Annotated in this window: 20 protein-coding genes and 1 tRNA gene; 7 read left to right on the top strand and 14 right to left on the bottom strand. The window is 56.1% G+C overall.

Features of this window, described 5'->3' with window-relative positions; all coding sequences use genetic code 11:
• Positions 1-14: 14 nt before the first annotated feature.
• The 4 genes from B2344_RS00695 to B2344_RS00710 all read right to left on the bottom strand — a co-directional run bounded on the left by B2344_RS00695 (position 15) and on the right by B2344_RS00710 (position 6,023).
• Positions 15-965, bottom strand: coding sequence for a helix-turn-helix domain-containing protein (locus B2344_RS00695; RefSeq protein ID WP_290482917.1), 951 nt, complete (start codon positions 963-965; stop codon positions 15-17).
• Between the two features lie 101 nt (positions 966-1,066).
• A complete protein-coding gene (locus B2344_RS00700) occupies positions 1,067-2,272 on the bottom strand; it encodes an aromatic ring-hydroxylating oxygenase subunit alpha (RefSeq protein WP_290479384.1) in 1,206 nt (401 codons plus the stop codon).
• A gap of 129 nt (positions 2,273-2,401) precedes the next feature.
• A complete protein-coding gene (locus B2344_RS00705; protein WP_290484448.1) occupies positions 2,402-4,732 on the bottom strand; it encodes an acetamidase/formamidase family protein in 2,331 nt (776 codons plus the stop codon).
• A 199-nt stretch (positions 4,733-4,931) separates the two neighbouring features.
• Positions 4,932-6,023, bottom strand: coding sequence for an acetamidase/formamidase family protein (locus B2344_RS00710; RefSeq protein ID WP_290482916.1), 1,092 nt, complete (start codon positions 6,021-6,023; stop codon positions 4,932-4,934).
• A 215-nt stretch (positions 6,024-6,238) separates the two neighbouring features.
• Between B2344_RS00710 and B2344_RS00715 the strand changes: the two genes are divergently transcribed.
• Entirely contained in the window at positions 6,239-7,060 is an 822-nt protein-coding gene (locus B2344_RS00715; protein ID WP_206990951.1) for a DODA-type extradiol aromatic ring-opening family dioxygenase, read from the top strand.
• On the opposite strand, the gene B2344_RS00720 is transcribed toward B2344_RS00715, so the two are convergent.
• The 9 genes from B2344_RS00720 to B2344_RS00760 form a co-directional block, all read right to left on the bottom strand.
• Entirely contained in the window at positions 7,057-8,124 is a 1,068-nt protein-coding gene (locus tag B2344_RS00720) for a bile acid:sodium symporter family protein (protein ID WP_290484449.1), read from the bottom strand. The two genes, B2344_RS00715 and B2344_RS00720, sit on opposite strands and share 4 nt — an antisense overlap.
• A 62-nt stretch (positions 8,125-8,186) precedes the next feature.
• A complete protein-coding gene (locus tag B2344_RS00725) occupies positions 8,187-9,533 on the bottom strand; it encodes a CynX/NimT family MFS transporter (protein ID WP_290484450.1) in 1,347 nt (448 codons plus the stop codon).
• A gap of 3 nt (positions 9,534-9,536) precedes the next feature.
• Positions 9,537-10,931 carry a peptidase M20 gene (locus tag B2344_RS00730; RefSeq protein WP_290484451.1) on the bottom strand — a complete coding sequence of 465 codons (1,395 nt, stop codon included), beginning with the start codon at positions 10,929-10,931 and terminating at the stop codon, positions 9,537-9,539.
• Positions 10,932-11,104: 173 nt separating this feature from the next.
• Positions 11,105-14,233, bottom strand: a complete 3,129-nt coding sequence (locus B2344_RS00735) for an efflux RND transporter permease subunit (protein WP_290483137.1) — start codon at positions 14,231-14,233, stop codon at positions 11,105-11,107.
• Positions 14,234-14,235: 2 nt separating this feature from the next.
• Positions 14,236-15,339, bottom strand: coding sequence for an efflux RND transporter periplasmic adaptor subunit (locus B2344_RS00740; protein WP_206990955.1), 1,104 nt, complete (start codon positions 15,337-15,339; stop codon positions 14,236-14,238).
• Positions 15,340-15,341: 2 nt separating this feature from the next.
• Positions 15,342-16,778 (bottom strand): efflux transporter outer membrane subunit, encoded by a 1,437-nt coding sequence (locus B2344_RS00745; protein ID WP_290484452.1) that lies wholly within the window; start codon positions 16,776-16,778, stop codon positions 15,342-15,344.
• 515 nt (positions 16,779-17,293) lie between these two features.
• Entirely contained in the window at positions 17,294-19,567 is a 2,274-nt protein-coding gene (locus B2344_RS00750; RefSeq protein ID WP_290484453.1) for an EAL domain-containing protein, read from the bottom strand.
• A 154-nt stretch (positions 19,568-19,721) separates the two neighbouring features.
• Positions 19,722-20,426, bottom strand: a complete 705-nt coding sequence (locus B2344_RS00755; RefSeq protein ID WP_290481456.1) for an IS6 family transposase — start codon at positions 20,424-20,426, stop codon at positions 19,722-19,724.
• A gap of 411 nt (positions 20,427-20,837) precedes the next feature.
• Positions 20,838-20,927 (bottom strand) — tRNA-Ser (locus tag B2344_RS00760).
• A 184-nt stretch (positions 20,928-21,111) separates the two neighbouring features.
• On the opposite strand from B2344_RS00760, the gene B2344_RS00765 reads away from it, so the two are divergent.
• The 4 genes from B2344_RS00765 to obgE all read left to right on the top strand — a co-directional run bounded on the left by B2344_RS00765 (position 21,112) and on the right by obgE (position 23,777).
• On the top strand, positions 21,112-21,762 hold the full coding sequence (locus tag B2344_RS00765) for a 50S ribosomal protein L21 (protein WP_034811278.1): 651 nt from the start codon (positions 21,112-21,114) through the stop codon (positions 21,760-21,762).
• A 38-nt stretch (positions 21,763-21,800) separates the two neighbouring features.
• Entirely contained in the window at positions 21,801-22,070 is a 270-nt protein-coding gene (rpmA, locus tag B2344_RS00770) for a 50S ribosomal protein L27 (protein WP_034811276.1), read from the top strand.
• A gap of 134 nt (positions 22,071-22,204) precedes the next feature.
• Positions 22,205-22,720 carry a GNAT family N-acetyltransferase gene (locus B2344_RS00775; protein WP_290483389.1) on the top strand — a complete coding sequence of 172 codons (516 nt, stop codon included), beginning with the start codon at positions 22,205-22,207 and terminating at the stop codon, positions 22,718-22,720.
• 19 nt (positions 22,721-22,739) lie between these two features.
• Positions 22,740-23,777, top strand: coding sequence for a GTPase ObgE (obgE, locus tag B2344_RS00780; RefSeq protein WP_290483390.1), 1,038 nt, complete (start codon positions 22,740-22,742; stop codon positions 23,775-23,777).
• Here the strand turns inward: obgE and B2344_RS00785 are convergent.
• A complete protein-coding gene (locus B2344_RS00785) occupies positions 23,774-24,043 on the bottom strand; it encodes a hypothetical protein (protein WP_206990978.1) in 270 nt (89 codons plus the stop codon). The two genes, obgE and B2344_RS00785, sit on opposite strands and share 4 nt — an antisense overlap.
• A gap of 68 nt (positions 24,044-24,111) precedes the next feature.
• On the opposite strand from B2344_RS00785, the gene proB reads away from it, so the two are divergent.
• Together proB and B2344_RS00795 are read left to right on the top strand one after the other, a co-directional pair.
• Positions 24,112-25,230 (top strand): glutamate 5-kinase, encoded by a 1,119-nt coding sequence (gene proB, locus B2344_RS00790; protein WP_206990979.1) that lies wholly within the window; start codon positions 24,112-24,114, stop codon positions 25,228-25,230.
• Between the two features lie 10 nt (positions 25,231-25,240).
• Positions 25,241-25,647 (top strand): GNAT family N-acetyltransferase (locus tag B2344_RS00795; protein ID WP_290484454.1); only part of this gene is annotated, 407 nt, incomplete at its 3' end.

Below are 25,647 nucleotides of genomic sequence, written 5' to 3' on the forward strand. Positions count from 1 at the left end.
TGCTGAAGCCAAACTTAAAGGCGGTCTTTCGACAGCTCTTGATACTGCCCCCACAATTTGTTGACCTTCATTTCATCCTCGATCTGGTTCGCCAGACCGGAACGGCGATGTTCTCGTGGCGACAGCCCGAAATGGTCGCGGAAGCTCCGGCTGAAATGTGCCGAACTGCTGAACCCCCAGCGGTATGCAACTTCCGAAATGGATTCCTGCGCATGCAGCGGGCTGATCAGGTCGGCATGACAGCGCTCCAGTCGCCTCTTCTTGAGGTAGCCGCTAAAACTCCGATTATCAGCGGCAAACAGACGCTGCAGATACCGTGGTGAAACGCCGACTTCGTCTGCCGCCTTTGCGATTGTCAGATCGGGGTCCCATATTAACGTTTCCAGCGTCTGTTGGATTCTGTGCAAATGGGCAGCGCGTGCACCTTCCGCACCACCCAAGGAACGTTTTCCGGCAACACCGAGTAGTTTGCTGGACAACATCTCGATCAGGGAAAGCTCGACTGGTCGAAGATCTTGCGTGGAGATATCTCCAATCTCATCGGCCAGTATGTGAAGCATGCTGATCAGCATACGTCCAACTCCGAAGTTGCCGTCGAGCGTACCAGCTTGATAATGGGTCGGTGCAATCAATCGTCCGCCCAGCGCCACGGCTGGAATTCGGACGAATAGTATCGCGTTGTTTTCACTCACTTCCAGGCGGGAATCATGACGTGTCGCGCCAAAGACGATCATCTTGTTGTCAACATTCACCGAGAACTTGTCTGCGCTGAACCTTGCATCCCCCTTCAAAAGGACGAGTAGCCAGAGGCCCTCGCCCTGCTCAAGTTCCCGACCATCAATCACCTGACGACCAGACTCAATCCAGGCGAACTGCAGACCCATGGTGGACGTCTGAATAATCATCTGTCCATCAACAGGCTGGCCACCCGGATCAGACACAAATGGCAACCGCAATCTACGCATTGCATTCGCCCAAGCTGCATTTCTGTCAGCTGGCGGAACCGACCGCGTATTAAATCTCCAGGTGGTTGGATGCTCGGGCGGCCTCACGTGATCGGCCTACTCTACTCTGCCGCAATGCTGGCATCATCCGTCGGCTCAGCGCGGCGGTTCCATTCCGAAACATACCGGTCAACGAGCCATTCATTGAATTGCGCTTGCGCTCCTTCCTGCCAGGAGTAGCGCCCCCGTTTGGCAAAGCGCGACCGCAGTCCGAGCTGGACCATTTCGTCAACATGCCAATCCTGAGCAATAATATGGGATGTCGAATTCATGATCATCTCCATCTTGTGCTCATAGGCTTCGTCTTCCATGGCCCCAGGCGCAACAAGCACGCCCGTGTCCATGTAATGCGTTTCCGGGCTGTCAGGACGAATGATCAGATAGATCACCATGTCGCTTGTCATCACGAGCGACAGGCTCGGTGGGATGTTCGCAAACGTCATCCGCTGGCGCGCCTCGTCAGAGAGGCCAGGGAATACGGGCAAGACAGCCTTCTGAGTCGGATTGAAGCTCGCATCCGGATGGAGCGTACCATTGAACCTCAGATAACCTGCCGCTCCCTCCGGTGCGTCCGGAAAGCTTGCACGCTCGGAAGGTACAAAGTCATGCAGGGGTCCATGATGCAACCGGCTGGCGTGGTAACCGTCATTGTTATTCTCGAACATGACTTTCCAATTCCACATCAGGCGTGGTGCCGGATCCGGGCGCGGACCTTCAGCACTGGCAAGGTCATATCCCTTGATTGCCTCCTGCACGTGGACCAATCGAGGGGCCAACGGCGCTGCATCCTGATCAAAATTGATAAAGATGAAACCTTCCCAGACCTCAACTTTGAAGTTCGGGAGCCCATTCGCCTTGCGATCAAACTCGCACGTCTTGTTCATTGCAGGGGCGCCCACAAGGTCACCGTCAAGCGAATAGCTCCAATGGTGATAAGGACACACGAACCCGCGCGCATTCCCGCTCCCCTCGGCCACGAGCATGGCGCGGTGCTGGCATACCGATGACATGGCCTTCAACTCACCCTTGCGATTCCGCGCAACAACGATCGGCTCATTCACGGTCGAAGTCGTGAAATAGTCACCGGGCTCCGAAACCCACTCTTCCCGACCAACACACAGCCAATCGTGCGTGAAGAGCGCCTCCTTCTCGAATTCGTAGAAATTGGCGTCGGTGTAGCATTCAGGTGGCAATGTTTCGGCTTCCAGCACGTCCTGTTTGGATGTCGCCAGGGACTGGATGAATTGCTCGGTGATGGTGATCGGCATTGTCCGGTCCTTCCTGCTTCTGTCAGCTTCAATCTGTCATTCACAGCGTGCACATTCTTGTCTCTGCGCGCACAACATGTTTCCCGGCAGCCATTTTAAGGGAAACATCGGGAGAACATCGCGCTCAAATCACGCAGTGAACAACTCTTTCCGGATGATCGCGTGAACGCCCCAGTTTCCGTTGACGACTTGTGTGATACCGAAATCGACACCAACAGAGAGCAGCGAGATCGCTTCGTCCTCGTCGAGGTCGCGAGCCGTCATCAGAAACCGCCGCGCCTTGCGGAAGGCGTCCCTCATCGCGAGGTCGATCGAGGACTTTTTATAGATATCGCTCTGCGCCGAAGAACCGAGTTCCTTCAGATAATTCGGATGGCTGAACCCGAAGATCACCCATGCATCGGAAGTTTCCAACAGCGGATAATCAAGATCGCGGATATGCCCCATCTTCTCGCTCGCGCGATGCAGGATCGGCTGTATCAAGGCAGTCATCGAACACTCAATTGCCGTACCGCAAAGTTCTGAGTCACCTTGCGATGCATGCGGGTCGCCAAGCGAAAGAAGCGCACCAGGCACTCCAACGGGCAGGAACAGGCTGGATCCCGGAGCAATTCGCCAATTGTCGAGATTTCCGCCAAAATTTCCTGGCGGGATCGAATCCACGAGCTTCGTCTGCGGCGGTGCCAACCCGATTACCCCGAAATGAGGACGTACCGGTATTTCGATGTTCCGTAATACATCATAGTTCTTTTCGATCGTGCTGGTGTCCACCGGCAGGCCTGGGTAGTCATACAATTCGTGCACTACCCCGAAGGGATCAGTCTGAGGGGTCCAGCGATAATTATAGACCGCGCGAGCGCACGAACGGCCCATCTCACTTTCGACTTCATAAATTGTGATCACTTCTCGCTGTTTTGGCTCGGTCAGCAGGTCATTGTACTGAAATCCCCAATACGCCGCCGCGTTGCTCCCGAAAGACTGCCCGGAATATTTCGGATTGGCACTCGTTCTCGGCTTCAGCTCCAGGATACGGATTTCAACAATGTCGTTGGGTTCTGCGCCGGCAATCTCGATTGGACCGGTACAGATATGGACGCCAAACCCCTCACCAGCACCGCGGCCTGTCGACGAAGAGGAGTCGAGTGCGCCAGCGCCCCGACGATTGACGGTTTTGCCCTCCTCAGTCCAGCGATAGATGTCCTCAACCGCCTGATCACCCTTCACCATGCGATCATGATCATCATTGGCGTGATGCGTGAGTGTCTCGACCGTCACATAGTCACCGGATTCCACCGTGAGGACCGGCTTGAGCGAGCTGCTGAAATGGCCCCAATGGATCGTATCCGGTGTAACGGGCAGATAATGGTGTCGCGCGCCGCGCTTTACGGGCACAGGCGCAACAGTCCCTATCTCACCAGCATCATCGGCATCGCGAAAGTCATCTGTTTGTTCCGGCTCTTCGGGCTCAATCACCTGATCCTTCGCCGTAGGGGGCCGCCCGCGCTGCAGCACTTCGGATTCTGATTCGTCGCCCGGCGGCATCCGGCGATACTCCCGCGGACTCATACCGTACTGTTCGCGGAATGCCCGACTGAATGAGGCACTGTCATTGAAGCCCCATTGGAACAGGATATCCGAAATCGATCTCTGCGCGTGCAAAGGGCTTCTGAGGTCGAGTCGGCATCTCTCCAATCGCCGCAATTTTACGAAATGCCCGAAACTGTCTCCAACGGATTCAAACAGCTTTTGTAGATAACGTGGGGAGATATTGTGCTCTTTGGCAATCTGATGAAGGTTCAACTCAGGATCGCTCAATCTCATCTCGATGGTTTGGAATATACGCTCCAGCAAAGCTGCCCGAACACCAGCAGCCCCGCCAAGTTCCTTGGTCGAGGCCTCGCTCATCAAGGCCGTAGAAATGAACTCTGGCAGCGCAACCTCAGTCGGACGCATCTGGTCGTCATCAACATCCGTGATCGTATCCGCAACAGAGCGCAACAGGCCTGACAGCATGCGGCCAACTCCAGCTTCGGATACCAAATTCGAAATATCTGCTTGAGGCTTGGACCTTATCCTCAGCGCCGGATGAGAGACCGGGATCTGTACCATCAAAAACCGGTTGTCACGCTTGAAATCGAGCGACACGTCCAAATCACCGACCCCATACACAACATCGCCCTCGGAGACTTCAATCGTTGTGGTGTCAGTCTTGGCGACGAGATCGCCCTCCAGCAGCATTATGAGCCAGAACTGGGATGGGCCTTGCGATAGATCGAGCCTTATCCGGTGCTGGGTGGAGGTGATCCTGACAAATGTAAAATCCTGGGCACTACGAAAGCTTACCAGTTCACCGTAGAGCTCACCCTCATGCGCAAGCAACTCCATCGAAAATCGCTGTAGCGCGAAGTGCCAGGCATCCTTTCTCTGCTCTTTTGGATATGCGTTGGTTGTAAACTGCACAGATTGGCTCCGATCGGATTATGGCACCCAGCCATCAACATCTTTGATCCTCAGTTTGCCGTACCGTCGGTCAACGCATCCCGCCCATGCCGATCCGGTTGACGACTGCGACTGCCTAAAAGTCGAGCAGTCCTGATCAAGCCTCGCCTGAATACTGCGTTCAACTGGATAAAATCGTCATAAATCAATGACGTCCAATCTAGTCGATATCTTTGACAACACCTTTTTCAGGGAAGATGCCACGGTCAATCTTGACGTGAATTCCTTGCGTGCCGTCCACGACTTGGGTCACCCCAAAATCGGTCGCGACACTCATCAGAGAATAGGCATCATTTCGACTAAGCTCCTGATGCTCAGTGAGCAGATGAAGCATGTCCAATGAGGCATTCTTCATTGCCTGGTTCAGGTCTTCGTCAAACCCATGAACAATCCAGTGATCCGGGGTTTCAAGAAGCGGCGAAGGAAACTTGAAGTCCTTTCGGAGTACGATCTGGAACAGCACGTCGAGGGAAGCTTCAATTGCCGTGCCGCTGATCTCACCATCACCCTGGCTGACATGGGGGTCACCGATCGAAAACAGCCCGCCCTTCACCTGCACAGGATAATACATCGTGGCGCCGGCTCCGATGCGCCAGTTGTCGATGTTTCCCCCATGCAGGCCCGGTGGAATTGTGCTGATACGCTCGTCAATGGCGGGCGCGACTCCCGCAGTTCCCAAATGCGGCCTTGCCGGCACGCGGACGCCAACCAAAGCAGGTTCGCGGTCGCACTCAGGACAATGCGTAATGGTCCCGGGGATCAGATATTTTCCTTCGAAATCATAGGCATAGAGCGCGTGAGCCGTGTTCGCATTCGGATCAAGCTCATAGATCGTCACGCGCTCCTTCTCATCGAACTCCTGATAGAGGTGGCCCCAGTTCGCAGCGAGGTTGGATCCGTAATTGCAGCGGGGAACCATACGGAAGTAGCGCACTTCCAGCATGTCACCTGGTTCGGCACCTTCTACATAGATCGGACCGGTCATGATATGGACACCCGGCGCACGATCTTCGGGTTGAACACCCTCCCAGATTGCCTTGACAGTTTCATCCATCATCAGTTCCGGAGCATCCCCGGCATGGTGCGTGATCGCTTCAGCCTGAATGAGATCGCCACTTTTAACGCGGAGCGCTGGCTTGATGTTGGGGTGGAAGTATCCCCAGTGCACGGTTTCCGGTGTCGCTTTCAAATGGTGCAGATTTTCCGGCTGAACCTTGATCTTGCTTGTTCGTGTCTCTTCCACCAACGCCATAACTTACTCCTTGAACCAAATCGCCTACCGGTTGGATCAGAGTTCAAGCCCGCTATTTGGTCTTGTTCATATGCGCCCAACTAGTTGCGGCACTGGTTTCGGGTTCACACATGATTGGCCCCGGCGCGGACAAGTTTGCGGACGCGAGAAAGCAAGACACCCGGCAGCCACATGCACTAAAGACACCATGTATCGATCAGCATCGGGAATAGAAAATGACTGCTTCCTCCACGAAAATGCCCACCCTGTTCATTCCACATGGAGGTGGCCCATGCTTTTTCATGGACTGGACGCTGATGGGCGGACCGGTCGATACGTGGGACAAGACAGCCGAATGGCTGAAAAGCATACCATCCAGCCTGCCCGAGAAACCAAAAGCCCTTTTGGTTGTATCAGCCCATTGGGAGGAACAGGAGTTCACCGTCTCCACGGCCGCCTCGCCAGACATGATTTACGACTATTCCGGGTTTCCGGCTCACACTTATGAGCTCAACTATCCTGCTCCGGGCGCACCGGATCTCGCAAATCGCGTTCAGGAATTGATGGTGGAGCAAGGCCTTGATGCGCCCTTGAAAAGTTCCCGGGGCTATGATCATGGCGTGTTCGTGCCGCTATTGGTTGCATTCCCTGATGCCGACATTCCGATATTGACCCTGTCACTCACCCGCGACCTCTCTCCGGAAAAACATCTGAAGGTCGGCAAGGCAATCAGCCAATTGAGAGAAGAAGGCGTCCTCATCATCGGCAGCGGCATGAGCTATCATAATATGCGCGCCTTCCGGACACCCATGGCCACCGCACCGTCTGCTGAATTCGACGCATGGCTGACAGATGTACTCGAAACAGGTGATCTTGAAGAACGCTGGGTCAAGCTCAGCCGATGGCTGGACGCACCTCAGGGCCGGAACTCGCATCCTCGGGAAGAGCACTTGCTTCCACTCATGGTCGCAGCTGGCGCGGGCCATGACGAGACGGGCCGGAAAGTCTTTTCAGACAATGTCATGAACTCGACCGTATCGGCTTTTCAGTTCGGCTAGGCGCTCGCCTCGCCGAGCACCTCTGTCTCATCGGGTATTTCAGTCCGCTCGCCATAGCTCCGCGCGATCATGGCGCATACGATCAACTGCATCTGATGGAATATCATCAAGGGCAGTATGATGACGCCAACTTGGGCTGGGGCAAACAATGCCGCAGCCATCGGCACACCGCTTGCGAGACTCTTCTTCGATCCGCACATGACCAAGGTGATCTCGTCCGACTTGTTCAGCCTGGCCACTTGCGCCGCCTTGCGCGTCAGGAACAATACCACTGAGAGCACCAGTGCGCTCAGGAAGAGGATCGTAACAATATCAAATCCCGATACGCGCAACCAAATTCCATCTACGACGGCCGCGCTGAATGCAGTGTAGACAACAAGCAGGATCGCGCCACGATCGAGCTTTGAAAGAACGCCCTTGTTCCGGTCAATCCATGCGCCGATGAGGGGCCTGCTGAGATGGCCGACAAGGAAGGGGGCCAGCAGGGTCAATATGATGGACTGCATCACCCCCAACAGATCTCCCCCACCCGACTGAAGCTCAGACCGCATCAGGAGGCCCGCCAGAAGCGGCGTGATGAACACGCCAAGCATGTTCGACAGTGATGCCGTGCAAACTGCTGCTGCTACATTTCCTCTGGCCATGGAGGTGAATGCGATCGAGGACTGGACCGTGGAGGGCAATATGGTGAGGAACAGGAAACCCATCTTGACTGTAGGGCTCACCAAAGAATTAGGCAGTGTGCTCACTAGCAGACCGAGCGCCGGAAACAGAAGAAAGGTGCTCATCAGAACGAGCGTGTGGAGTCTCCAGGCACCAATACCCCCGAGGATGGCTGCGCGAGACAGCTTTGCACCGTGCATGAAGAACAACAGGAATATGGCAACTTTGGTCAACCACTCGAAGCCGACCGCTGCATCTCCACGACATGGCAAAATGCTCGCCGTAACTACCACGGACAGCAGCACAAGTGCGTACGGATCTGGCCTCAGCCACTTAGTCCAGGATGGTTTCGGCGAAGCTGACTTTTGACTGGCCAAATTGGGTACGCGATCTGACGGCATGGCAGACTCCATCGGAGGAAATTGAAATCGAGGCTTGATCGAAGCTGGTCAGCTTATTGAGATTACTCAGCCATCTGCCCGTACTTGATGTCAGCGTCGCCAACTGGGTCGCCTTCAGTAGAGGACAGATCCTCAAGATAAGGCGGCTTCATGAAAAGCACGACCATGAAGACGCCGGCTGACAGGACTGACAGCAATATGAAGATGAGGGAGAAGCTTCCCGAAACGTCGCGGATTACGCCTCCGATCAGAGGTCCGAGCGCCGAGATCGCACCGGTGACACACATGGCGGAGAACAGTTCGAGATTGTACTTGCGACCAAAATAGTTGAGCAGCAGCACCGTGCACGCGAGCTGCGTCGTACCGAAACCAATACCCGTGCCCACCGCGTAAAACAGCAGCATGACATGATCTGTTGTGAGCGCGAGCACAGAGCAACCAATCATCGTCGCAAATAGCGCAAAGCTCACAAGATGCTTGGGATCGAAGATATCCCCCAGAACACCGGAAAATGCCCGGATCAAAACCGCGATCAACGCCTCGATGCTCAACATGCCTCCGGCAACCGTCTCGGAAACACCGCGCTCAATCAAATGGCCCACCGAGAGGCTGGTTACCGTCACCAGGCACATCATGTTCAGGCAATATGCGGCGGCAAGAATCTTGAACTGCGTCGTCCGCATCGCAGCCTTGGTCGTCCAGTCCACAGTCGTCCGGTAAATATGGCGACTGCTCCGTGTCGGAGGCAGTTCGACTTGGTCAGGCATGACGGTCGGTGCCGCCGCTTCAGCCTCTGCTGCGACGAGTTCCTCACGTGCGGGCCGAGTGAATCTGCGCTCCAAACCAACGATGATCGCGCACAAAACAGCCGCAGCCAGTAGTGCGATTGCCTGATATTCCCAATAATTCCGCCACGTCTGACCTTCAAGAGCCAATACGCCAAGTACCATCAATGGCCCGACCACCGTCCCTATTCCGCTGATCGTCGCCGCCACGCCGAGCGCGGTCGATTGCCGCTGGAACAGTCGGCTCACAAGGAAGGTTGTCGGGATGGACGCCATCATGGGGTAGGCCAAACCGCAGATTGCTGCCGCAATATAGTACTGAGGTAGGCTCTCCACTCCATGCAGAAGGTACAAACCGATGCAGGCCAGAACACCACCAATCAGGATTGTGTTCCGCACCCCCACCCGGCGGATGAGAAATGGCGGCACAGATGACGCGACGCCGGTAACTGCACCGAGCACCGTAAATCCAAACCCAGCCTGCGCCCAGTTCCATTCCAGATCCATCACCATAAATGGGAGGACCACGCCGAGTGAAGAATATGTCGCCGCGGCCAGCAAAAGCTCAAGCGAACTCATTGCCAGCAATTGGCTGCCTGCCTTGAAAGGAATTCTTGCATTCATGGGTCAGGATACTCCAGCGGACGAAAATGGGTTGTCGCCATAGACATCGGAACCGCTCAGCGGCTTTTTATTTTCGGATGTGGGCGCACGCCCACAAATCGACAGCGCGGTCAGCGCATAGATCAAAGTGCTTTTGACCATGTCTTCTGGCGTCGGACGCCAGCGTGGAAAGCCGGTTGTGACGGCAGGAATGCGGTTCATGTTGAAGACGTTGTGGTCGCGCCACATGCTCGAATAAACAGGATGCGCGAGCTTCAGAGGCTCGCCCAGTGTATGCCGGGTCGCGGCATCAACAGCCGAAACGAGCGGGGACACGCGTTCTTCATCGGCAGCAAATCCGTGCCGGACCACGACTGGCTCCAGACCGAACTCACCTATGCCTTGGCGTCTCAAATGACTCTCAAGGCTTCTATGGACCTGCCCGATTTCTACATGCGGCGGCAAACCGACTTCAAGATAGAGTGAGCAAATTTCCGTTCCGGCCCCGAACGCATATGGAACGCCACCACGGACAGAGGAGATTTGCGTCTTGGGTTTGGCCAAACCGCCAGACGACGTGTAGATGTTCTCCTGCTCATAAGTGCGCCCCCAGTCCAAAATCGACTGGATGGTGTCACCGAGACGATAGATCGGGTTGGGGTGATCAGCGGCCTTTTCTGGGCTTTCGAGAAGTGGTGTGAACACGCCTTCGCCAAATAGCTGGATGCGGAATACGGCATAACCGCATGCAACCCACGTCAACCCGAAGTCACACCCCTCGGCCGCGATCGCATAATCGGGTGACACACCGCCATGATAGAATGCGTAGTGCGTGCCGATTTCCTTGCCCATATACTGTACGCCGCGAGCCTCCTCGATCGGCTCAGGACCGATCTCGCCGGGAGATGCGGTAAGGTACAGCCGTCCCGACAGATCAATACCGCAGGATTTCAGCGCCTTGGCGGCCATAAGGAAGCACACCATCGGCCCGCGATCATTCGAGATTGGGTAGCCGTGGAATGCCCCATCCTGTAGCCAGCACTGGTTCCATTCCGGGTTCGCCAGCGTTTCAGGACGGAACTTGTGGGCGTCCAGATCCGCATTCCAGGTCGGACTTTCAGTATCAAGGTGGGCTGTGTAGAGGAGGCTCTTTCCGTCACCCTTGCCGCCATAAGTCGCGATAACATTCGGCCGTTCAGGCGTTGCGCCAACTTTTCGCGGTGCAAAACCTTCTGTTTGCAACCAATTGAACACAAACTCTGCAGCTGATGCCTCGCTCATGGATGGGCTATTAATGTTCCCAAGGGCAAGTGCGGTCTGGGTTAGCTCTTCGATATCAATAGCTGCGGATAGTGCGGCGCACTCTTCTTCGCTGACCACGTAGTTTACGGGCGGAAGATTGTCGAATGTTTCACTCAAGGCCGGCCCAACTGTTCATGATCTGCTTTCGAATTGTCACTAGCTGAGCATTCAAGGGAGCATTCTTGCGCCTCACAAGTCTTGATTACCGCCGCACGGATTGTTGCAGCAGACACGCAAGAAAAGCGAGCACTGGCTATTACGCTTGAACTCAGAGTAACAACGAGCAAAAGCTATTCTGCGGGAATGACGGCCTTGTCCGTCCCCTGGCTCTCCGACTCCAACTTGCGCGCAACATCGCCTGGAGACCCGGACCCTCGAGCGATCAGAGCATAGGCTGTCGGCACGAACAACACGGTCACCAGCGCAGCGGCGATCACTCCAAACAGGATCAGGATACCAATCGCCGATCGGGTTTCGGCGCCTGCACCGCTGGACAGGATAAGTGGGAGAGCACCGGCAGCTGTGGTCAAACTCGTCATCACGATTGGCCTGAAGCGCGCGAGCGATGCTTCCTTGATGGCTTCGTAAAAGGGGCGGCCTTCGTCGCGCAACTGGTTCGCGAACTCCACGATCAGAATGCCGTTCTTCGCTGCAAGGCCAATCAACATAATCAAGCCAATCTGCGTGTAGATGTTCAGCGAATTTCCGGTCAGCCAGATACCAAGCATCCCTCCAGCCAATGTCGCAGGCACGCACAGCATGATGATGACCGGGTGGCGGTAGCTCTCAAATTGCGCTGCAAGCACAAGGAACACGATCACCAGACCCGTGATGAATACGAATATGAGGGACTGGCCAGACGTCTTGAAGTCGAGCGACTGCCCTTTGAAGTCCAATGTGGCCTCTTGCGGCAACACTTCACGAGCCTTGGCCTGCATGGCGTCGAGCACAGTGCCCAGCGACGCACCCTCCGCCAACCCCGCTTCGATCGTGATTGCGCGCACGCGATTATACCGGTTCAAAGTCGGGCTATCCGCAATCGGACGAATTGTGACCAGATTGGAGAGGGGGATCAATTCACCTGACCGTGTGGATCGCACATAGATATTCTGAACATCGTTGGGCGTATTTTGCTCAGACCTCAGGCCTTCCAGGATGACATCATATTCTTCGCCATCATCGATATAGGTCGTAACGCGTCGCGAGCCCAGCATGGTTTGAAGCGTGACGCCAATATCGGTCACCGTCACACCAAGATCAGCCGCGCGATCATAGTCGACCTGAACCCTGTATTGCGGTTGGGTTTCCTTGTAATCCCAGTCAATATCGACCAGTCCTGGATTGTCATCTTCTAACGCGGTGACCAACAAGTCTCGCCACTCCGTCAGCACTTCGTAGGATGGTCCACCCAACACGAATTGGACAGGCTTGCCAGTGCCACCACCAAGTCCCTGCCGCATGATTGCGAAAGCTCTAATGCCCGGCAGGTTGGATAACTTGCCGTTAACTTCCGCTATGATTTCGTCCGCCGGACGCCGCCTGGACCAGTCATCCAACACCACAACCACAAAACCCTGATTGAATGACGAACTGCCAAATCCGGGCGCCCGCAGCAACAGGCGGCTCACCTCGCCGCTCTCTGCATAAGGGATCAATCGCCGTTCAATTTCGTCCATATAGCGTTCCATATACTCAAAGGACGCGCCTTCAGGACCCCGTATACTGACGAAAAATGCCCCGCGATCTTCAACGGGAACATATTCCTGCTCAATCGTTTGCGACAGGCTGTATGCGCCCGCAAACAAGCCGACCAGAACGACACCAACTGCTATCGGCCTCATGATCAGTCGGTCCAATACCCAGCCATATCCTGTTCGAAGGCGGCCGAATGCGCCGTCTATCGCGTTCGGGATAACCGCAAGCCATCCCGCACTCTTTTCACGTTTCAGGAGTTTTGAGGCCAGCATGGGCGCTAGTGTCATGGCCAGGATGCTGGAGAATGCGACGGCCGCAGCCATCGTCAGGGCGAACTCGGTGAATAGTCGCCCAACATCACCCTGCATAAAGGTGATAGGCACGAAGACCGCGATCAGGACAAGCGTAGTGGCCACCACCGCAAAACCAACCTGCCGGGTACCGCGGAACGCGGCAACCAGCGGCGTCTCGCCTTCTTCTTCCATGCGGCGAACGATGTTCTCCAACACAACAATGGCGTCATCCACGACCAGTCCGATTGCAAGAACAAGCGCCAGCAGTGTCAGCAAGTTGACTGACAGGCCCAGTGCGTAGAGCACAATGAAAGTGGCGATGATCGAGACCGGAACAGTGATTGCCGGGATAATGGTTGCCCGGACGCTGCCGAGAAACATGAATATCACCAGTGTCACCAGCGCCACTGCGATGGCAAGCGTGGTGTAAACTTCTCGAATCGAGGCGTCGATGAAGACTGAACTGTCGAAACTACGCGCGATCACCATGCCTTCTGGAAGCGTCTCGTTCAGTCGGTCAGCAAGTTCCCGCGCTCCAGCCGCAACCTCGACTGTATTCGCAGTCGACTGCTTGATGATGCCCAGCCCCACCATCGGAACGCCGTTGCCTCTGAACATGTTGCGGTCCTCGACCGTCCCACGCTCAACCCGCGCCACGTCTCCCAGTCGCACCAGATATCCGTCCTCGCCTTCGGCGATCACGAGCGCGGAGAACTCTTCCGGCGTCTTGAAAGTGCGATCAATTCGGACCGTGAAAGTTCGCTTTTCCGATTCCAGACTGCCGGCTGGTGCTTCGATATTCTCACTGCGCAATGCTTGCTCAATCTCGGCCACGGTCAGATTGCGTGCCGCCAAGGCTCTACGATCTATCCAGACGCGAAGGGCATAGTCTCTGGAGCCACCAACTCGTACGCGTGCCACCCCATCCAGGGCGGAGAACCGGTCGACAAGATAGCGCTGAGCATAATCTGACAATTCCGGCGTAGTCATTGCCTCGCTGGCAAGGTTCAGCCAGATAATGACATCATCATTGGAGTCGGCTTTTTCGACCTCTGGCGGGTCGGTATCCTCAGGAAGATTGTCCAGCACACCAGAAATCCGGTCGCGGATATCGTTCGCGGCCACATCAATGTCCTGGTCTATGCCAAACTCCACGCTTATACGCGAGCGGCCATCGCTCGAATTGGAATCGATGTAGCGAATGCCCTCAACACCAGCGATGCGGTCTTCGATAATTTGGGTGATCCGTGTTTCTACAACACTGGCAGACGCCCCTGGATAGTTCGTATCGATGGAGACGATTGGCGCATCGATGTCAGGGTATTCTCTCAGGGGCAACCGATCGAACGCTACCATGCCAAAAATCACGAGTATAAGCGCAAGCACCGACGCGAATACGGGCCGCTTGATCGAGGTATCCGACAGCAACATCGTCAGCGACCTGTAGAAGCAGGAGACCCGGCTGCACCCCCGCTACGATTCTTGCCGCTGATGGCCTTGGGAAGGAGCATTGACTGGTCCTGAATTTCCACGGCGGCACCCTCGCGAACACGGATGATACCTTCGGTAATCACGTCTTCGCCAGCCGTTAGACCTGACATCACTTCCACATACCCCGCCTGGCGTAGCCCGAGTTCGACTTCCTTACGCCGCGCGATGAGTTGTCCACCTTCGTTTTCAACGACGAATACAAATGTGCGCGGCCCTACCGGCTGTATTGCTTCTTCAGGTACAGCCAGAGCTTGTCGTGGATCCGCCACCAAGGTTACCTGCACAAACATGCCAGAGATCAGCAGACGCTCCGGGTTGGGCAAAGTGGCACGCACACGAACGGAACGCGTCACAGGATCAATTGCGTTGTCAATTGACGCAATCACTCCATTGAAAGTTTCCCCGGGAAGATCCGCTGTTCTTGCTTCAATTTCCGTACCTTTGGCCAAGGTTCTCAAGAATGTCGACGGCACGGAAAAGTCCAGATTCATTTCGCTGTCATCTATCAGCCGCGCAACGATATCCCCTGGCTGAACATATGATCCAACACTGACCATCCGGAAGCCTAGCACGCCATCAAATGGAGCAACGAGAACGCGATCCTGTTGGCGAGATTGCACCGCACGCAACTGTGCCGCAGCGCTATCAAGATTACGATTTGCCTGATCGAGTTCTGACTGGGATACAGCCTGCTGATCTGCCAGGCGCGCGAGCCGTTCCTGCTGGCGCCGCGCTTCATCGAGCGTTGCTTCAGCAGCTTCTACAAGTGCTGCCTGTTCGCGCTGCGCAAGCGAGAGCAAGGTCTTGCCCTGCTTCACGCGATCACCATCGTCAAAATAAATCGCCCGCACTCGGTCAGCCGCATTCAGGGTCAGATCGACTTGCTCGTTGGGTTCTAGCGTGCCCAACGCCTCAATCCTCATCGCAAAACTGCGTTCCTGTACCGGCTCAACGAAAACACTCGCGGGACCACCCCGCTGCGCCTGAGCTGATAGCGACGATACAAACACGGCAGCTAAAATGAAAAGCAGGTTTCTGGTAAACATATCTATTCCAACGCGATTGCGGGTTCTGTCCCATATTGATTCGGCATTTCTATACCTCCCAATGCTCGATACGCGGCAATCGCCCGGCTAGATGACTGAAGTCGGCTTTCAGCCAACTGATCTTCCGCCGTCAACAATGTTCGCTGCGCTTCCAGCACATCCAGATAATCGTCGAGACCTTCTTCGAACCGTAGACGCGCAAGTTCTATCGCCCGCTGCGCTGATGCCGCCGCTCTCTTTAGATCGTCGCGGCGCTTCAACTCATTCGTGTATTCCGAGAGAGCGGATTCGACTTCGCTCAAAGCATTCAATACGGTCTGTTCATATTGCGCAATCGCCGCGTCTGTTCGTGCGTCGGTCGCATCTATGTTTGCCCGCACCCGCCTGAGATCAGGCCACGCCCAACTTATCGAAGGGCCAACGCCAAATCCGAAGCTCGTCAAATCGCCGATATCATTGGCATCATCAAACAAAGCCAGAACGTTCGCATTGACGGTTATCGTCGGAAACAAGTCCGCACGTGCAGCGTCGCCCAATGCCAGTTGGCGCGCGATCACCACTTCTGCGCTGCGAATATCCGGACGTCGGCGGACCAGATCTTCAACCGACCCTGCCATGATCGCGCCGCGGTGCTCTGGAATATCATCCGCGCTGGTCACCAATTCCATCACCAGACTCGATCGAGAATTTGCCGGCTGTCCAGTCAACGCGGCGAGCGCGCTCTTGGCTGATTCTATGGCCGCCTCGTAGCGAGGAAGCGACGCGAGCGTCGTACGATACTGAGCCTCTGCTCGCTCCATATCCAGTCGGGCTGCCCGGCCATTGTCTAAAAGTGTCTGTAACAGGTCCAATCCTTCAGACTGGGTGTCGGCATTCTTGCGCGCAACCGCAAGTCGTCTTTGCGCACCGCGCAATTGCACATAATTCAGAGCCGTCTCACTGGCGACGATCACCGCAACATCTCGGCGAGCCTGCCGAGCCGCTTCGACATCAAATTCTGCGGCGGCGATTTGGGCTTCAATGCGACCGAATGCATCGTACTCCCAACTCGCTCCAAGCGCCCCTTGAATCGAGGCCCTCACGTCTTGGCCTGGCTGAGCGGACCGCCCAACATCTCCATCAAATGACGTAGAAGCGGAGTAGCTGCGATCAAGCCGAGCTCCAGATGCAATCGCTTCAGCAACTCTTACATTTGCAGCAGCTTGGTCGAGAGACTTGTTTGCGGATAAGGACTGGGCGATGAGGCTATCGAGAACCGGATCTCCAAACTGTTTCCACCACTCCAACTCAAGGCTCAAATCAGCAGCTTCTGACAGATATGTTCCTTGAACCGGCACATCCGGCATTGTCGGACCAGCGGGCGCACCGACACACCCCGCCAGCATTATGGCAGTGGCACCTATGGACGCGTGGCAGGAGACGTATCTCATAGCGCTCATGTACCCTAACTGACCTTAGTATCCAGTTACATTCGGGCGCCAAAGTCCTCACATCTTCGTTAGCTCCGAATACCGGGCAGTATTCGTCACGTATGCTCAGGCAAGTCAGCGCCTGCCTCGATTAGCGCTGAAGGCTCCTTCGAATGTTCGACCATTTGCTCGCCCAGCTGTCGAACCATGGTTTCCAGCATCGAATCTCTCATCCACTCGCTGGTGGTTATTTGCCATGACGCTCGCGCAGAGTCCGAACATAAAAAAACCACCGAACGACTGACCTTACACAGGGCTGCCGTTTGGTGGCGATGTTTGCACCAGCTGCGCTGGTAAGTGCTTATCTTAAAAGCACTTCTGCCCCTATGGGCGCTTTCCGAAAATCCAGTCCCAGATGTCGCGCTGTGTTGGTTTTGTTTGCTTCTGCATGATGTAACCTTTGACATGTTAAGGAGCAGTCCATCTGCCCCAGACATCAAAGGTTAACTGAATTTTGCAAATTTCAAAGTAATTTTATGGAAATGTTAAGCTTGCGCTACAGCTTGCACACTACTTGAGCTTTCTAGAATAGACAGGATTTCTTCCGCACCGACGGGCTGTCCGATAAAGTATCCTTGCGCCAGATTGCATTCCAATGTGCGAAGAATTGCCAACGTATCCGGGTCTTCCACACCCTCGGCCACAACATGCATTCCCAGTGATTGGGCAACGCTGATGGTAGACTGGATCAAGAGTTGGCTACGCTCATTGTACCGAAGCGTGCTAATAAGCGTTCGATCAAGTTTGACCTCGTTGGCGGGCACCTTCAACAGATAGGTCAGCGTGGACAGGCCAGCTCCGTAATCATCAATGGATATCCCGAAACCGGCGTCCCTGAGCCGCCCCATAGCATCCTGGGCTCCGGAATTGTTCAGTAGCTGCTCGTTTTCAGTGATCTCAAGCATGATGCTGCTAGCCTTGACCCCATACACACGTAAGGCAGCGTGCAGCATGAACTCAAATTCCGCGCTACCGATCAGGCTGGGCGAGATATTCACTGCGATGTTGAATCCGGGATCAATTTTCTGAGCGTCACGCAGAAACTGAAATGATGACTGAATGACATATTGTGTAAGTTGGTCGATGCGCTTTCCCCGTTCAGCCATCTGGACGAATTCGGCCGGCGAGATGACGCCCATTTCCGGGTGTATCCAGCGTACCAATACCTCGGCGCTTGAAATCCTTCCGGAACGGATATTCAACTGGGGTTGAAGCGCTATATAGATCTCGCGGTTACGAAGCGCCTCATCCATTTCAAAAAGGACCCGGCTCTGCCACAGCAGCGCGTCTTGCGCATCCTGATCATGCAGCTTGTACGTTTTTCTCTGTCGCGCGGCAGCCTGGGCAGCGGATTCCGCCGTTTTCAGCCGCGACGCCAAAGAGGCAGAGGCGATGCGTTCAACACCAAAGGCAACCTGAACTATCAGAGTTCTCTCGCCAACAATGACCCCCTTGTTGAGTTGGTTCGCCGTGGCTTCGAACAGGTCTTCCATTGCTGCTTCGTCAAAATCGGTTTGCAGCCAATAGAATTGACCGAGGTCGCCTTGATATACGGCTCCAGAACTCGGTAAAGCATTCGCTATCGTATTCGCGGTGATCCCTTCTTGTTCGGGAGTGAGGCCAGTCGAAATAGCCGCATAGTTTGTCACCACAGCTGCCACCATGACACGCTGGTCTTGGCCGACATGAGCGCTCAAGCATTGCGCACTGGGAAGATGGGAAAGATTGTGCGTGAACGCCTTGTTCGCAGTTTCCCGTTTTTTCAAACGCATCCACGCGATCAATGTCCCGAACGAAATCATTCCGATCGCATGGCCGCTACTCGTGCGAATGGAAAACATGTCCATGACAATGGGGAACACGATCATGCATGCCAGCGCGACTGGTGCCCAACGCAGCGCCATGGAGCCAAAACGTCGACTGAGCATCAAGCCCACTACGCCTACAGAAAACAGCCAGGCAGGAAGAAATCCAGCGTTAAGGGGACGTTCTTCGCCCAGAGTCATCGCCGCCATCAGGATGACTTCTGCCAGAGAGCCGTTTCCCTGCGAGGGCATCAAATAGGGATGGTTGTCGCCTTGACTGGCTTGCGCCACGACAAGCCGTTTTCCGCGGACAAGCGCCGCGTCGAAATCTGGCGCCAGCACAGTGCTCAAATCAAGCCGCTGAAACGCCTCAACGTCAAAAGCATAGTCAATTTCGAATGAAGGGCCGATATTGTCGGTTTTGTCAGAGAGCTTACTCTCCGGAGACTGCAGGAAAACATCGCCGTACTCGGCACCAAAAGACCCAAATTCGACGCCGCCCCAGTATCGTTTGAAATAGTTTGAGGACGTCAGGTGGTCTCGTAATCCCTCTGATGGAGACTCCAGTTTGAGATTTGGAGCGGCGGACACCGACACGGTATTCGTGGGCTGTTCCAGCGCCCTTGTCAGCAAGGGAAATTGAGATGTCGACGTGAAAACGGGCTCGACAATAACTGCCGACTCCACATCGAGCGTATTCAAAAATGACACAAGCTCGCTAGTGAACATATCCGACCAGGTATCGCCTGCCGCGACGTGTTCGAATCCATCATTCACTTCGAGGATGATAAACCGGTCGTCGACCGCCGGAGACCTGAGCCCGTTGGATATTCCGTTGAACACCAGATCCAATGGGGAGAACAGATTCACCAGGCCCGCGAAGCCGAAAAACAACGCGGCAATCACAAACGTGCGTGCACGTCGTGGGGCAGCTGGTGGTCCATAGTCTTGCATGTCTGACACCTGTAGTGGAATCTACAGTTATCAGCGCGTAGTTTAGATCTGTGAAAGCGCAGCCGTTGAAATGACCACTCCGTATTCAACAATTGTTAAAGGGTGCTGTCAGACTAACTCGAACCAGTCTCCTTTATTCGCGGACCAACAGGTCTCAGGCAACGATCAGCGCGCGCCATTCGAGAAGAGCGGCGTCACGTAGCAATTTAAACCTGGCCCTGCTCTCGATATTCTTTTGATGATTGAAGTGATTGTACACTGAGGAGTGAATTGAAGCGAACTTCTGAGGACTTCGCATGCGCCGGAAGCGAGACATCGCCCGCTCTCGCCTTCGGAATGGCAAATGAGAGTTCTCGGCCCTATTATTGAGATGACGCCCTGTTTCCTGGCGGCCGGCGTTCCCAATCAATTTCATAGCGGCTCGATACGATGGGCACTTGTCAGTCACCACGACATGTGGATTGCCGTACCGCTTCATGGCTTTTCTCATGAATTTCAACGCTGAAACCTTATCGCGCGTCTTCGTTACGAAGGACTCCAGAACTTCGCCCTCATGGTCGACTGCGCGCCAAAGATAGCGGGTCTTTCCACGGATCTTCACAAAGACTTCGTCCAGGTGCCACTGCCATTGCGGCGATTGTCTCAATCTTTCCGAACGACGTCTGCGGATCTTGTGCGCGAAGTAAGTGCCGAAACGGTCCACCCAGTGTCGGACCGTTTCGTGGCAGATGTCGATCCCGCGCTCGTGGAGTAGGTCTTCGACATTCCTCAATGACAGCGGAAATCGGACATACATCATGACCGCAAGCTGGATAATCTCGGGCGACGTCTTGAAGTAGCGGAACGGGTTCTTGGTCATTTTCCAAGGCTAGACGCCCCTGCCATACGCCTCAAGGCCGTTTCCCCTGACAATGCCCCTGGCAGGATCAGTCGGCTTCGCTGCAAATCGACCCTTGATGTCTGCGCTCTGGCCGGGAGTGTCCGCACGCTCACATGACGGCTATTCGGTCAGGTTGAGGCATGGCAGATATCGCGATTGCGGGAGCCAGGCTCATTGGAGAAATTCCCTGTAAATTCCCTGTTATTCGGACAAAATCGACCTGAACGTAACCCCCGAATAGGCGAATGGAGACGGGTGCCTGGATTCGGCCGATCGGAGACTACAATGTATGGATATATGCTCGTTCGTGTCGCCAAGTCGGGCGCAAGTCCCGGAGAACCGGCCACTATTTCGTTGCTGCACGAATTCAGCCAATCTCTGAAGACTGGCTGGCGGAGAGAGAGGGATTCGAACCCTCGGAACCCTTGCGAGTTCACTAGTTTTCGAGACTAGCCTATTCAACCACTCTAGCACCTCTCCGCGGAGCCTGTGGACGGCTGCCTGCACTATATAATATGCGCGCCACATGCAAGCACCTGAAATCGCCTGAAGATGACATTTGACAGCGCGCCCCGATTGGTGTTTACCCGCCGCTTCGAGCGCGGAACCGGCAACGGCTTCGCGCGCAATTCATTTCGCTTACCATTCCGGAAGGACGAGACCCATGTTCGCGGTCATCAAAACAGGCGGCAAGCAGTATAAAGTCGCGGAAGGTGATACGATCACCGTCGAAAAGCTGGATACTGAAGCCGGTAAGGACGTAACCTTTGAAACCGTGCTCATGCTGGGCAATGGCGACGACGTAACTGTTGGCGCTCCCCTGGTTGACGGTGCAAGCGTGTTCGGTGAAGTCGAGGAGCAAACGCGCGGTGACAAAGTCATCATTCGCAAGAAGCGCCAGCGCCAGACCTATCGCCGTACGCAAGGCCACCGCCAGCACCTGACGGTCGTCAAGATCACTGGCATCAGCACCGACGGCAAGAAGCCAGCCAAGAAAGCCGCGCCAAAGAAGGCCGCCGCTCCAAAGGCCGAGACGCCTGCCGCAGAAGCTGCTGCACCCGCAGCCAAGCCGGAAGTCGATTCCCGCGGTCGTATCGCCAATCTCGAAGGCAAGCCGGACAATCTGAAAAAGATTTCAGGCGTCGGCCCGGTTCTCGAGAAAAAGCTCCACGAAGCTGGCATCTACTTCTTCTGGCAGGTCGCTGCCTTGAAAGAAGAGCAGATCACTGAGCTGGAAGAAGAAATGAGCTTCCCAGGCCGCATCACTCGCGATGAGTGGATCAAGCAGGCCGAAGAATTCGCCAAGGACGCATAAGGGCGCTATAAGCCCTTTATAGAGGATCGGAGCAAAGCATGGCTCATAAGAAATCAGGTGGTTCGTCCCGTAACGGCCGCGACTCAAACCCGAAATATCTTGGCGTCAAGAAATTTGGCGGCGAGCACGTCATTCCGGGCAATATCATCGTGCGCCAGCGCGGTACGCAGAAATACCCAGGCAAGGGCGTCGGCATTGGCCGCGACCACACCCTGTTTGCGCTTTCCGAAGGCAAGGTTGAGTTCACGCGCAAGACGGGCGGCCGTCTCTACGTGAATATTGTACCGGTCGCGGAAGCAGCAGAATAAGCGGCTGACAGCGCGGCCGCGGGATACGTGGCCGGATCGCTTCAGACGATCAGTTTCCAAGGGGAGGCAGGCCACTGCCTCCCCTTTATTATGTCCTCCCCTGCCCGCTTGGTCCTCATGGAGGGAGTTACGGCATGAGTACGCAAATCACGACCGACCGGCTGGTCCTGCGCCCGGTGGAGGCCAGCGACGCGGCACGGATCGCCGATCTGGTCAATGATCCGAGAGTTTACCGCATGGTGGCGCGCATTCCCGCGAACCAGACGGTGGCTCAGACGCTTGCCTGGATTGCCGGTCACACTGCAGGGCGTGAAGAGAATACCAAGCACCCCTATGCGATTGTCGAGAACGGGGAATTGGTAGGCGTGACCAGCGCGCATCGCGACAGCACCTGGTTGCCCTTCGAGATCGGATATTGGCTCTCGCCGGACCGCTGGGGCAATGGTCTCATGACAGAGGCCACCGAGGCGCTTGTGGGCTGGCTGAAGCAGCGCGGCGAACGCGGCTTTGTGTCAGGCTACCTGGATGATAATCCGGCCTCGGGCCGCGTTCTGGAAAAACTGGCCTTCATGAAGGCAGATCGGATCAAGGTCTTCTGCCTTGGTCGCGGAGAGATGGTAGGCCACGTCAATATGGCGCGGATCGACTGAAACACGTAAGAGTACAGACATGAAATTTCTCGATCAGGCCAAAGTGTTCATCAAGTCCGGCGGTGGCGGCGCGGGCTGCGTCTCATTTCGCCGTGAGAAATACGTCGAGTATGGCGGTCCGAACGGCGGCGATGGCGGACGCGGCGGCGATGTCTGGGCGGAAGCTGTTGAGGGGCTGAATACGCTGATCGATTACCGCTACCAGCAACATTACAAGGCCAAGCGTGGCGGCCACGGCATGGGCAAGGAGCGCACCGGCGCGGGCGGCGATGACGTCGTGCTGAAACTGCCTGTGGGTACCCAGATATTCGAAGATGATCAGGAAACCCTGATTGCGGACCTCACAGAGGTCGGCCAGCGCGTCCTGCTCGCCGTTGGCGGCAATGGCGGCTGGGGCAATACACGGTTCAAGTCTTCAACCAATCAGGCACCACGCCGCGCCAATCCCGGCGAGGACGGCGAGGAACGCTGGATCTGGCTACGCCTGAAACTGATCGCGGATGCAGGCCTGCTGGGTCTGCCGAATGCCGGCAAATCTACCTTCCTGAGCGTTGTAACCGCCGCGACGCCCAAAATTGCCGACTATCCCTTCACGACGCTGAACCCCGGACTTGGCGTGGTCGATCTGGGGCCTGGCAGCCGGTTCGTGCTGGCGGACATTCCCGGCTTGATCGAAGGTGCCGCAGACGGGGCTGGCCTCGGCCATCGCTTCCTTGGCCATGTCGAGCGCTGCAAAGTGCTGCTGCACCTGATCGATTGCACCCAGGATGATGTGGCGGGCGCCTACACGACCATTCGCCACGAGTTGGAAGCCTACAGCCCTGAGCTGGCCCAGAGGCCGGAAGTGGTCGCATTGAACAAGATCGACGCGCTGCCACCTGAACAGGTCGAGGAGCAACTCGCAAAACTGAAGGCCGTCTATGATGGCGAACCGCTGCTGATCTCAGGGGTGACCCGTGTGGGCGTGAAAAAAGCCCTTTCGGAGATCTCTCGCCACCTCGGACTCATAGCTGAGGAAGAGAATGCCGGCGAAGACGCCGACTGGACGCCGCTTTAGTGGTGGTGATGCGGCTCGGTATTGAATCGTCCGCACTTGCCGCACTTCACGATCACGCCGTGCGCATCGTGGTGCGCCACGTTGACCAGCAGCTTGGTCTTGCACGATCCGCAGCGATAAGTCTCATCGCCGCCACCTTCGCGGGCGGGCGAGCCAGCAGTGTGTTCCACCACATCGGCGCCTTCGGCCTGGGCAGGGGTCAGCAGGATCATGTCGAATTGGGGCATTGCAGAAAACCTCGTCTTTTCAACTGTCGTGACGGTCAATCGCCCGGCTTGTCAACGGCTTCATTTTCGCTTCCGGCATTTGCCGCAGCAGTGTATCGCTCCGCCAGATGACTGAAACGCCTTTTGCTTCTGCCAAGCGTATCGTGGTGAAGACCGGCTCTGCCCTTGTCGCAGAGCACGGCCAACCGCGCCATGCCTGGCTGGAGAAACTGGCATTCGATATTGTTTCACTGCGTTCCAGAGGGTTTCAAATCATTCTCGTTTCGTCCGGCGCGGTTGCATTGGGTCGCAAAAGTGTTGGCAATTCTGTTTCAAACCGTCTCGACCAGAAACAGGCCGCCGCCGCGATCGGCCAGCTGCGCTTAATGTCTGCCATCGGCCAAGCCTTCGAGCCGCATGATGTCACCATCGGCCAGGCACTGCTGACGCTTGGCGACACCGAAAATCGCCGGCGCTGGCTGAACGCGCGCGCAACCCTCGAGACCTTGCTGGAATCAGGCGTGGTGCCGGTCATCAATGAGAATGACACGGTGGCGACTGACGAGATTCGCTATGGCGACAATGACCGGCTGGCCGCGCGCGTCGCCCAGATGATGGGCGCGGATGTGCTGGTGCTCCTGTCGGATATCGACGGCCTCTACACGGCGGATCCGCGCACCCACCCGGAGGCAACGCATATTCCCCGCCTCGACCAGCTGACCGCCGAACATGACGCGATGGCGACCGGCGCGAACGCTGATGCCGGTGTCGGCTCTGGCGGCATGGCAACCAAGCTCGCCGCCGCGCGAATTGCGCATGCTGCCGGCTGCTCCACGCTGATCACGCTTGGCAATCGGGACCATCCGTTGCTTGCCATCGAAGACGACGCGCGGGCGACTCTGATTTCCGCCGCCACCACGCCCGCCAATGCCCGCGCAGCGTGGCTGGCAGGACACCTGACACCCGAAGGCTCAATCGAACTGGACGAAGGCGCGGCCAAGGCCCTGCGCGGTGGGGCGAGCCTGCTGGCCGTGGGGATCACCGCCGTCACGGGCACTTTCGAGCGCGGGGCCGCCGTCGCCTTGAACGCGCCCTCCGGCCAGATGGTCGGCAAGGGCGTCACCGCCTACAGTTCGGGCGAGATCGCCCGCGTCATCGGCCGCCATAGCGAAGAGGTCGAGGCGATCCTCGGCTATCGCGGCCGCCCGGCCATCGTCCATCGTGACGACATGGTTCTGCTCCGCTAGCCCCGCCTCGATGCACGACATTCGCGCCGCCACCCTGGACGACATCGCAGCGCTGACAGACCTGGAGCTTGCCTTTCCGGAGGAAGACCGGTTTTCGCGACGCACGTGGCGGCGCTTGCTGAGCGGGAATTCGGCAATCCTCGTATCCGACGGAAAGGATGGCCTGACCGGTGCAGCTGTCCTCCTGTTCCGCCGCAACAGCAAAGCCGCGCGACTCTATTCCCTGTCCGTCGCAGAAGCTGCGCGCGGCACCGGGCTTTCCGACCTTTTCCTTGAAAAATGCGAAAACATTTCAAAGCAGCGAAGCTGCGATACACTCCGGCTCGAAGTGCGCGAAACAAATAGCCGCGCAAAGCGTCTTTACGAACGCCATGGTTATCGCGTAATGGCGCGCGCCGCAGGCTATTATCCCGATGG

Origin of the sequence: Hyphomonas sp. UBA3195 (assembly GCF_002366485.1) — a bacterium.
Taxonomy (GTDB): domain Bacteria; phylum Pseudomonadota; class Alphaproteobacteria; order Caulobacterales; family Hyphomonadaceae; genus Hyphomonas.